Below are 9,660 nucleotides of genomic sequence, written 5' to 3'. Positions count from 1 at the left end.
GAAGCGCCCCGAGCACGGGTGCCAGGGGACCCGCGCGGCGGGGCGGCGGGATCGGGGCCGCCATGACGGCGGCGAGGGTCGCGGCGGCGGTGGGGCGGCGCAGCGGGTTGGCGCCCTCCGCGGCCGCGTACAGCAGGACGCCCAGCGACCACAGGTCGGAGGCGGGGTCGCCTTCCCGGCCGTGGAGCCGTTCGGGGGCGATGTACTCGGGGGAGCCGACGAGGCCGCCGGTGGCGGTGACGCGGGACGCGTCCTCCAGCGCCGCGATGCCGAAGTCGGTGAGGACGGGCGTCCCGTCGGGGCGCAGCAGGACGTTCGCGGGCTTGACGTCGCGGTGCCGGATCCCGGCGTCGTGGGCGGCCCGCAGCGCGGCCAGGACGCCGCGGCCGACCGCGGCCGCCTCGGCGGGCGGCAGCGGTCCGGACGCGAGCCGGTCCTGCAGGGTCCGGCCGCGCACGAGTTCCATCACCAGCCAGGGGTGGGGCGCGCCGGGCGGGTCGACGATGTGGTGGACGGTCACGACGTTCGGGTGGTCGATGCGGGCGAGGGCGCGGGCCTCGCGCATGACCCGTTCGCGGGTCTTGCGCGCGACGGCCGGGTCGGTTCCGGCGAGCCGCACCTCTTTCAGCGCGACGTCGCGCTCCAGCGCGAGATCGAACGCGCGCCAGACCGTGCCCATCCCGCCGCTGCCGAGCCGCTCGCGCAGCTCGAAGCGCCCGTCGACCACCTGCTCGGACGTCACGGCCGACAGCCTAGAACCCTCCGCCCCCGAACACCCCGTTATCGGGGCATACCGGGTCGGGATGCTCGCGGGGACGGACGGTTCGCGGGCCGGGCGGGTCAGTCGACCGGGGCCATGGAGAGGTTCCAGTAGTCGGCGTAGCGGCCGTTGCGGCGGAGCAGTTCGTCGTGGGCGCCCTCCTCGACGATGCGGCCGCCGTCGAGGAAGGCGATGCGGTCGGCGCGGCGCACCGTCCGCAGCCGGTGCGCGACCATCACGACCGTCCGGCCCGCCATCAGCCGCTCGATGCCGTCGTGGACGGCCGCCTCGTTCACCGGGTCGAGCGCGGAGGTCACCTCGTCCAGCAGGACGATCGGCGCGTCCTTCAGCAGGGCCCGCGCGATCGAGACGCGCTGGCGTTCGCCGCCCGACAGCAGCGCGCCGCCCTCGCCGACGCCGGTGTCCCAGCCGTCGGGGAGCCGCGCGATGACCTCGTCCAGTCCCGCGGCGGTCGCGGCCGCGCGGATCTCGGCCGGGTCGGCGTCGGGACGGCCGAGCCGCACGTTCTCCTCGATCGTGTCGTCGAACAGGTAGACGTCCTGGAAGACGATCGCGATCCGGGCCATCAGGTCCTCGGCACCGATGGCGCGCACGTCCGCGCCGCCCACGCGCACCGCGCCGCCGTGGACGTCGTAGAACCGCGCGATCAGCTGCAGCAGCGTGCTCTTTCCGGCGCCGGACGGGCCGACGATCGCGACCCGCCGCCCCTCGGGCACCGACAGGTCGAGGCCGTCGAGCACCGTGCGGTCGCCGTGCCGGAAGACGACGGACTCGAACTCCAGGCCGTGGTGCGCCGGCCGGGCGGGGCGGGGCGCCTCCGGCAGGGGCTCGGTGCGCAGGACGGCGTCGAGCCCGGCGAGTTCGGAGCGCGCGCCGCGGACCTGGCTGCCGATGTCGGTGAGCGCCAGCAGCGGGTCGGCGCAGCGGGCGGCGAGCACGAGGACGGTCAGCAGCTCGGCCGCGCCGATGCGCCCGCCGAGCGCGAGGTGGGCGCCCAGGGCCAGCAGCACCGTGAACACCGCCTGCACGACCAGGGTCAGGCCGACCGTGCCGGGCAGCGCCGACAGCACGGTGCGGCGGGACGCGCGCCGCACCTCGCGCAGCGAGTCGTCGAGCAGCCGGAAGCGTTCGGCGGTCCGGCCGCCGGCGCGCAGCACCGGCTGTGCCTGGATGTACTCGATGACCCGGGCGCTGGACTCGCGGCCGCGGGCCCGGCGGTCGGCGTCGGCGGCGGCCATCGAGCGTCCCGTCCAGATCTGGATCGCCGCCACCAGCGGGACGGCGGCCAGGGCGGCCAGGCCCATGCGCCAGTCGAACACGAGCATCACCGCGACGATCGTCAGGGGGGTGACGCAGGCGTTGACGAACGGCGCGAGCAGGTGCGCGATGGCGCTCATCGCCTGCAGGACGCCGTGGCTGGCCATCACCGACACCTCGCCGACGCGGCCCGCGCTGTACCAGCCGATGGGCAGCCGGGCGAGGTGGTCGCCGAGCCGGTGGTACACGCCGCGCAGCAGGGTGGTGCCGACGCGGAAGCCGGACAGGTCGCTGACGTAGCGCAGCACCGCGTAGACCGCGACGGCGGCGCCGAACGCGGCGAGCCAGGGCCGGGCGTCCGCGGGCGTGCCGCCCAGCAGCTCCCGCAGCAGGGGGACCAGCAGCGCGTAGGACAGGCCCTCGACGACCGCGGTGATCGTCATCAGGGCGATGGTGCGGCGCACGGGCCGGGCGTATCGGTGTCCCAGCACGCGCAGCAGCGTCCGGATCATCGCCGGTCTCCTTCCAGGACATCGTCTTGCGGAACGTCGTCTTCCAGTGCGTCGTCTTCCAGTGCGGCGCCGGGGGCGGTGCCGCCGGTGCGGTGGGACCGCCAGAACGCGGCGAACCGGCCGCCGCGGGCCAGCAGGTCGGCGGGGGCGCCGCGCTCGACGACCGTCCCCCGGTCCAGCATCACGACGGTGTCGGCGGCGGCGACGGTCTCCGGGCGGTGGGCGATGACCAGGACGGTCCGGTCGCCCTTCAGCGTCGCCAGGGCGCGGCGCACCGCCCGTTCGGTGTGCGGGTCGGCGAAGGCGGTCGCCTCGTCGAGCACCAGGACGGGCGCGTCGGCGAGCAGCGCGCGGGCGAGCGCGATCCGCTGGGCCTCGCCGCCGGACAGGCCGGCCTCGTCGCCGAGGACCGTGTCGTAGCCGCGGGGCAGTTCGAGGACGCGGTCGTGCACGTTGGCCAGCCGGGCGGCGCGGACGACGGCGTCGCGGTCGGCGTGCGGGACGGCCAGCGCGATGTTGTCGGCGACGGACGCGCGCAGCAGCCGGACGTCCTGGAAGACGAAGGAGACCGTCCGGTACAGCTCCCGGGCGTCGAGGTCGCGCAGGTCGGCGCCGCCGAGGACGACCGAGCCGTGCGTCGGGTCGAAGAACCGCGGCAGGAGCTGCACGAGGGTGGACTTGCCGCTTCCCGACGGGCCGACGAGCGCGGTGACCGTCCCGGGTTCGAGGGTCAGGTCGATGCCGCGCAGCACCTCGTGCCCGGGGTCGTAGCCGAACCGGACGCCGCGCAGTTCGACGCGGTGCCCGTCCGGCGCGGCGGGGTGCGCGGGCCGGGGCAGCGGCTCCTCCGCGAGCACGTCGCGGATCCGGCCGACGGCGCGGTGCGCGGCCTGCATGTCGTCGAAGCCGTGCCCGAGGGCCGCGACGGGCGCGGTCAGGCCGAGCCCCAGCAGCAGGAAGGGCAGCAGGTCGGCGGCGGCCATGGACCCGCCGGTGATGAGGGCCGCGCCGCCGGTCAGCACGACCAGGAGCACGAACGGCGGGGAGACGGCCACCTGCATCGCGGCGCCGAGCCCGGCCAGGCCCCGCACCATGCGCAGGAAGACGCCGGCGAAGTCGTCGGTGGCGGCGCGGAACCTGCGGTGGGCGCGGTCGGCGCCGCCGAACGCCTTGACGACCGCGATGCCCTGGACGAACTCGACGACGGAGCTCGCGATGCGCCCCATGGCGGCGTCGAAGTCCTTCTGGTCGCGCAGCCGGCCGGGGGTCATCATCAGCGGGACCAGCGCGACCGCGAGCGCCACCGGGATCAGCGTGATGAGGGTGAGGCGCCAGTCGACGGTGAACAGGTAGGCCAGCGACACCAGCGGGACGACGAACGCGGAGGTCAGCTCGCCGGGGGTGTGGGCGATGAAGGGGTGGACGGCGCCGACGTCGTCGCCGACGACCTTCGCGAGTTCGCCGGTGCGGCGCCGGGTGAGCCGCCCGATCGGCACCTGCCCCAGCCGTGCGGCGAGCCGGCGGCGGAACGACAGCTGCACGCGGTCGTCGACGAGGTGCCCGAGCGCGGACGACGCGGCGGTGAACAGCAGCCGGGCGAACAGCCCGGCCGCCCCCACGATCACGACCGTCCGGACGTGCCCGCCGTCGATCGGGCCGGGCGCGAGCAGGGAGCGGCCGAGTTCGGCGACGGCCAGCAGCGGCGCCAGCCCGGCGACGGCGCCGATCACCTGCAGGGCGACGACGGCGGCGAAGCCCGCCAGGTGCGGTCGCAGCAGCCCGGGTTCCCTGTCCGCGGGTGCGGTGCGGCGCGCGGCGGGAGTGGTCTCGGTGGCGGTCATCGCTCCTCCGCCTCTGCAGGGTGCGCCGCGGCCGGGCCGGTAGGGGCGGTCCGTTTCTCCAGGCGTGTGCCGCGCGGCAGGGTGACGGCCAAGATGGTGCTGGGGGTGTCGAGTTCGATGCGGTGCCACCGGCCGCGGGGGACGATCGCGGCGGTCCCGGCCGGCAGCCGGATCACCTCCTCCGGCCGGCCCGGCCGTTCGGGGCGCAGGCAGAGGCGGATCTTCCCGATGAGGCAGGACACGATCTCCTCGGCCTCGGGGTGGACCTCCCAGTGGTCGGCGCGGACGTCGGCGTCGGTCCGGGCGTGCCGGGCGGTGAGCCGCCAGCCGTCCCGGCCGGCGTCCGCCGCTGCTCCCGCGGCGTCGATCCGGCCCCCGCCGCGCAGGTGGAGCGGGGACGCGAACAGGTCGATCGGGGTGACGGTCACGGTGAGGCATCCTTCGTGCGTTGGGCTGCGGGAACGTCCGGTGCCTGCCGTTGCGGGGCGGGGCGGCGGCCGTCCCCGGCGCGTCCGGCGGGCGGCGGCGAGCCGGCCGGGCGCAGGACGGTCAGGGCGATGAGGGCCGCGGCGAGCAGGAGCACGGCGCCGAGCGACAGGCCGAGCGCGTAGCCGTCGCTGAGCGTCTCGGGCGTGGTGACCGGGCCGGTGCGGTCGTGCGCGACGGTGCCGAGGGCGGCGAGCCCGAGGGCCGCGCCGATCTGGCGGGAGCTGTTGAGCAGGCCCGACGCGGTGCCGGTCTCGCCGGGCGCGACGCCCGCGGTGCCGGTGGACACGATGGACGCCAGGCCCAGTCCGAAGCCGACGCCGGCGGTGACCGAGGGGCCGAGGACGTCGGCGGCGAAGGCGCCGTCGGGGCCGATGGTGCCGAACCAGCCGAACGCCGCGGCGGTCAGCAGCCCGCCCGCGGCCAGGAGCGTCCAGGGGGCGAAGCGGTAGCCGAGTTTGACGGCGAGCACGGACCCGGCGATCACGCCGAGGGCCATCGGCAGGAACATCAGCCCGGTCTCCGCCGCCCCGTGCCCCAGGACCCGCTGCAGGTAGAGCGACAGGAAGTAGAAGGCCGAGGCCATGGTGGCGCCGGTCAGGAGGATGTAGGCGTTGGCACCGGCGACCGAGCGGTTGGCGAGCAGGCCGATCCGGATCAGCGGTTCGCGGGTGGTCGTCCGCTCGACCAGGACGAACGCGGCCAGCAGCGCGGCGGCCGCGGCCAGGGTCGCGAGGGTGGCCGCCGAGGTCCACGGGTACCGGTCGGTGCGGACGACGCCGAACACCAGCAGGGTCGTCCCGGCCGTGGCCAGCACGGCGCCGAGGACGTCGGGGCGCCCGGTGCGCGCGGGCGGCGGGTCCGCGGCGACGCCCCGCCAGGCCAGGGCCAGGGCGCCCGCGGCCATCGGCACGTTGACGAGCATCACCCAGCGCCAGCCCGCGTACTCGGTGAGCAGCCCGCCGATCAGGACCCCGAGGGCGGCGCCCGCGGCGTTCGTCGCGCTCCACACCCCGAAGGCCCGCACGCGGGCCCGTCCGGCGGGGAACGTCGAGGCCAGCAGCGCCAGCGCGGCGGGCGCCAGCGCCGCGGCGCCGACGCCCTGCGCGGCGCGCGCGGCGATGAGCTCGCCGGGGTAGCGGGCGAAGCCGCCCGCGAGGGAGGCGATGCCGAACACGGCGAGCCCGAGCAGCAGGACGCGCCTGCGCCCGTACCGGTCGGCGGCCTTGCCGCCCAGCAGGAGCAGCCCGCCGAAGGTGAGGGCGTAGGCGTGGATTACCCAGGTCAGGCCCATGGTGTCGAAGCCGAGGCCGGCGGCGATCTCCGGCAGCCCGACGTTCACGACCGACAGGTCCAGCGACACCATGAACTGCACGACGGCCACGGCGGCGAGCGTGAAGCCGGGCCGGGCGGCCGTCGGCGGGTGCGGCGGCGCGCCCGGCGGAGCGTCCGGTGGGGAGCCGTCCTCGGCTCTGATCGCTTTCATGCCGGACATCGTGATGTCGGGGCAGGTCCGCGGTCGTCCTGTAGGGGGAGTGTCCTGCGGGTGGCACCCGGGGAGCAGGAGCGGCGGGACTACTTCGCCGGGAGTAGTCGCCGTTCCGCCGTCCTGCGGAGGCCCTGCACCGGAAAAGCTTCTAATGTACGCAAAATGAAGTTTCTGGACCGGGTGGGGCCGCTCGCCCAGGACGGGCTGCTCGCCGCGGCGATGGCCGTGCTGCTGTCGGTCTTCGTGTTCGCCGAGCCGCGGGCGGGCGCGCTGGATCTCGCGGCCCTCCTCGGCGGGTCCCTCGCGCTCGTCGCGTGGCGGCGGGCGCCCCTGGTGGCGCTGTTCGCCGGGACGGCCTGCATGCTGGTGCTCGCGGCGCACCTCCAGCCGGGTCCGGCGGCCGCGTATCCGGTGATGGTGGCGGTGTTCGCGACGGTCAGGGCCGGACGTCCGGTGATCGCGGCGCTGACGGCGGTGGGTTTCCTGGGCGCGGGCCTGGCGGTGAACATGTCCGGTGCCGGCGGCGCCGCGGAGAACTTCCAGGACACGACGCTGCTGGTCGGCTGGTTCGTGGCGTCCGGCGTGGCGGCGACGGTGACCCGGCACCGGCAGGCGTACCTGGAGGAGGCCGAGCGGCGCGCCGCCGAGGCCGAGCGGACCCGGGAGGAGGCGGCGCGGCGCCGCGCGGGCGAGGAGCGGCTGCGCATCGCCCGGGAGCTGCACGACTCCCTCACCCACAGCATCTCGGTCATCAAGGTGCAGGCGGGGGTGGCGGTGCACCTGGCGCACCGGCGCGGTGAGGAGGCGGCCCCGGCGCTGCTGGCCATCCAGGAGGCCAGCGGCGACGCGATGCGGGAGCTGCGCGCCACGCTGGAGGTGCTGCGCGACTCCGGCGGCTCCGCGTCCGGGCAGGACGAGGCCGGGGCCGGCGGCGGCGCCGGCGAGGCGGCTGCGGCCAGCGGCCTCGACCGGCTCGACGACCTGGTCGAGCGGGCCCGCTCGGCGGGGCTGCCGGCCACGGTGACGGTGCGCGGGGCGCGGCGGGAGCTGCCGGACGAGGTGGACCGGGCCGCGTACCGGATCGTGCAGGAGGCGCTCACCAACGTCTCCAGGCACGCCGGCGGGGCGGCCGCGGCGGTCCGCATCGACTACGGGGACGGGGAGCTGGTCGTCCAGGTCGACGACGACGGCAAGGCCGACCCGGACGCGCCGCCCGTGCCGGGCACGGGTCTGCTCGGCATGCGGGAGCGGGTGGCGGCGCTCGGCGGCCGGCTGCGGGCCGAGCCCCGCCCGGAGGGCGGTTTCCGCGTGCGCGCCGAGCTCCCCCTCGGGGCGGCCTCGTGATCCGCGTGCTGCTCGTGGACGACCAGGCGCTCATCCGCGGCGGGTTCCGCGCCCTGCTGGAGATCGAGGACGACATCGAGGTGGTGGCCGAGGCCGCGGACGGCGAGCGGGCCGTCGCGCTCGCCCGCGAGCACCGTCCCGACGTCGCCCTCGTCGACGTCCAGATGCCGGTGATGGACGGCATCGAGGCCACCCGGCTGATCGCGGCGGACGAGCGGCTGGACGGCGTCCACGTCGTGATCCTCACCAACTACGGGCTGGACGAGTACGTCTTCAACGCGCTGCGCGCCGGGGCCTGCGGGTTCATGGTGAAGGACACCGAGCCCGCGGACCTGCTGCAGGGCGTGCGGGTCGCGGCCCGCGGCGACGCGCTGCTGTCCCCGGGGATCACCCGCCGGCTGATCGGCGAGTACGTCGCCCGGCGGCCCGAGCCGGCGCCGGAGTCGCTCGGCGTGCTGACCAACCGGGAGCGCGAGGTGACCGCGCTGGTGGCGCGCGGCCTGTCCAACGACGAGATCGCCGCCCACATGGTGATCAGCCCGACGACCGCGAAGACGCACGTCAGCAGGGCGATGACCAAGCTGGGGGCCAGGGACCGCGCCCAGCTGGTGGTGTTCGCCTACGAGTCCGGTCTCGTCACCCCGCGCCGCGGCTGACGCGCCCGCGCCGCGCCGGGGTCGCGGATCGCCGTGAGAGGCGCCGCCGGACGGGGAACAACGTGGGGGCGGGACGTGCCGGTGAAGCGCGGTGCGCCGCCGGGCACGGAACCGAGGGGGAGCAGCCTCATGCCGCACCGTCCACCGCCGGGCATCGACACGAGCACGCCGCATTCGGCGCGGATCTGGGACTACTGGCTGGGCGGCAAGGAGAACTACCCGGTGGACCGTGAGGCGGGCGACGCGGTCCTGCGGGTGCTGCCGGGGATCGCCGCGTCGGCCCGGCAGGACCGCGCGTTCCTCGGGCGGGCGGTGCGGTTCCTGGTCCGGGAGGGGATCACGCAGTTCCTGGACCTGGGCGCCGGGCTGCCCACCGTCGACAACACCCACGAGGTCGCGCAGCGGGTGGCGCCGGCGGCCCGCATCGTCTACGTCGACAACGATCCGCTGGTGCTCACCCATGCGCGGACGTTGCTGCAGGGCACCCCGGAGGGGGCGTGCGACTACATCGAGGCCGACATCCGCGACACCGGGACGGTGCTGGAGGGGGCGTCGCGGACGCTGGACCTCGACCGTCCGGTCGGGCTGATGCTGCTGGGGGTGCTGAACCACATCCTGGACGACGGGGAGGCGGAGGCGCTGGTGGCGGGGCTGCTGGCGCGGCTGGCGCCGGGCAGCCACCTGGTGCTGTCGCACACCTGCGACGCGACGACCGACGAGTTGGACGGCGCGGCGATGCGGCGGGCGGTGGCGGAGGTGATGGAGCGCGGCGGGACGCCGATCCGGGCGCGGTCGCCCGAGGAGATCGAGCGGTTCTTCGCCGGCACGCGGCTGCTGGAGCCGGGGGTGGTGTCGTGCTCGCGGTGGCGGCCCGAGCCGCCGGAGCGGCGGGACCCGGAGGTGCCGCACTTCAGCGGCGTCGGGGTCGTCCCGTCCTGATGCCGCCCGCGCCCGCCGGCCGGTCCGTCCGCCGGGGGGCGTCGCTTCCGGGTCAGCGGCCGAGTTCCTGCCGCAGGAGCTCGGCGCAGGCGTCGCGGCGGGTGGCGTCGTCCGGGTAGCGGCGGCGGCATTCGCGTTCGATCCAGGCGGGCGTCGGTGCGGCCCGGGGCGGTTTGCGGGTGCGGGGACGGTCGCCGTGCGGCCGTCCGCGGTGCGGATGCGGGTCGTGCGGACGTGCGCCGTGCGGACGTGCGCCGCGGGGCGGTGCGCCGCGGGGGTGTTCGGGGCGCTGCTCGGGCGCGCGTCCGTCCGCGCCGCCGGTGCCGCCGGGGCGGGCGGGCCGCCCGGGCGGGCC

8 protein-coding genes and 1 pseudogene are annotated in these 9,660 nt (G+C 76.3%); 3 read left to right on the top strand and 6 right to left on the bottom strand.

Features of this window, described 5'->3' with window-relative positions; translation table 11 throughout:
• The 5 genes from DMH08_RS41270 to DMH08_RS36305 form a co-directional block, all read right to left on the bottom strand.
• Positions 1–742, bottom strand: a 742-nt coding sequence (locus DMH08_RS41270; RefSeq protein WP_233618022.1) for a serine/threonine-protein kinase, incomplete at its 3' end; no start/stop codon positions are given.
• A gap of 98 nt (positions 743–840) precedes the next feature.
• The gene (locus tag DMH08_RS41265) at positions 841–2,550 is read right to left on the bottom strand and encodes an ABC transporter ATP-binding protein (RefSeq protein ID WP_199748173.1); all 1,710 of its coding nucleotides are present in this window, start codon (positions 2,548–2,550) and stop codon (positions 841–843) included.
• The gene (locus DMH08_RS36315) at positions 2,547–4,391 is read right to left on the bottom strand and encodes an ABC transporter ATP-binding protein (protein WP_125620704.1); all 1,845 of its coding nucleotides are present in this window, start codon (positions 4,389–4,391) and stop codon (positions 2,547–2,549) included. The genes DMH08_RS41265 and DMH08_RS36315 overlap by 4 nt, the downstream gene beginning before the upstream one ends.
• A complete protein-coding gene (locus DMH08_RS36310) occupies positions 4,388–4,819 on the bottom strand; it encodes a cupin (protein ID WP_125620702.1) in 432 nt (143 codons plus the stop codon). Before DMH08_RS36310 ends, DMH08_RS36315 begins: the two co-directional genes overlap by 4 nt.
• Positions 4,816–6,363: an MFS transporter gene (locus tag DMH08_RS36305; protein ID WP_125620700.1), complete on the bottom strand. Its 1,548-nt coding sequence runs from the start codon at positions 6,361–6,363 to the stop codon at positions 4,816–4,818. The genes DMH08_RS36310 and DMH08_RS36305 overlap by 4 nt, the downstream gene beginning before the upstream one ends.
• Positions 6,364–6,528: 165 nt before the next feature.
• On the opposite strand from DMH08_RS36305, the gene DMH08_RS36300 reads away from it, so the two are divergent.
• The 3 genes from DMH08_RS36300 to DMH08_RS36290 all read left to right on the top strand — a co-directional run bounded on the left by DMH08_RS36300 (position 6,529) and on the right by DMH08_RS36290 (position 9,305).
• Positions 6,529–7,710 carry a sensor histidine kinase gene (locus DMH08_RS36300; RefSeq protein ID WP_125620698.1) on the top strand — a complete coding sequence of 394 codons (1,182 nt, stop codon included), beginning with the start codon at positions 6,529–6,531 and terminating at the stop codon, positions 7,708–7,710.
• Positions 7,707–8,366, top strand: coding sequence for a response regulator (locus tag DMH08_RS36295; RefSeq protein WP_125620696.1), 660 nt, complete (start codon positions 7,707–7,709; stop codon positions 8,364–8,366). Before DMH08_RS36300 ends, DMH08_RS36295 begins: the two co-directional genes overlap by 4 nt.
• A 129-nt stretch (positions 8,367–8,495) precedes the next feature.
• Positions 8,496–9,305, top strand: coding sequence for an SAM-dependent methyltransferase (locus DMH08_RS36290; protein ID WP_026401781.1), 810 nt, complete (start codon positions 8,496–8,498; stop codon positions 9,303–9,305).
• Positions 9,306–9,357: 52 nt separating this feature from the next.
• Here DMH08_RS36290 and DMH08_RS40570 read toward each other — a convergent pair.
• A pseudogene (locus DMH08_RS40570) lies at positions 9,358–9,660 on the bottom strand (hypothetical protein); the annotation flags it as partial.

The sequence above is a fragment of the Actinomadura sp. WAC 06369 genome (assembly GCF_003947565.1).
In the GTDB taxonomy this organism is placed as follows: domain Bacteria; phylum Actinomycetota; class Actinomycetes; order Streptosporangiales; family Streptosporangiaceae; genus Spirillospora; species Spirillospora rifamycini.
The sequence above is the reverse complement of the archived record's forward strand: the minus strand, read 5'-3'. Positions and strand labels throughout refer to the sequence as shown.

Coding starts and splice junctions, on each gene's coding strand:
- DMH08_RS36315 (WP_125620704.1), bottom strand. CDS start 4,391: ATGACCGCCACCGAGACCACTCCCGCCGCGCGCCGCACCGCACCCGCG.
- DMH08_RS41265 (WP_199748173.1), bottom strand. CDS start 2,550: ATGATCCGGACGCTGCTGCGCGTGCTGGGACACCGATACGCCCGGCCC.
- DMH08_RS36300 (WP_125620698.1), top strand. CDS start 6,529: ATGAAGTTTCTGGACCGGGTGGGGCCGCTCGCCCAGGACGGGCTGCTC.
- DMH08_RS36290 (WP_026401781.1), top strand. CDS start 8,496: ATGCCGCACCGTCCACCGCCGGGCATCGACACGAGCACGCCGCATTCG.
- DMH08_RS36305 (WP_125620700.1), bottom strand. CDS start 6,363: ATGAAAGCGATCAGAGCCGAGGACGGCTCCCCACCGGACGCTCCGCCG.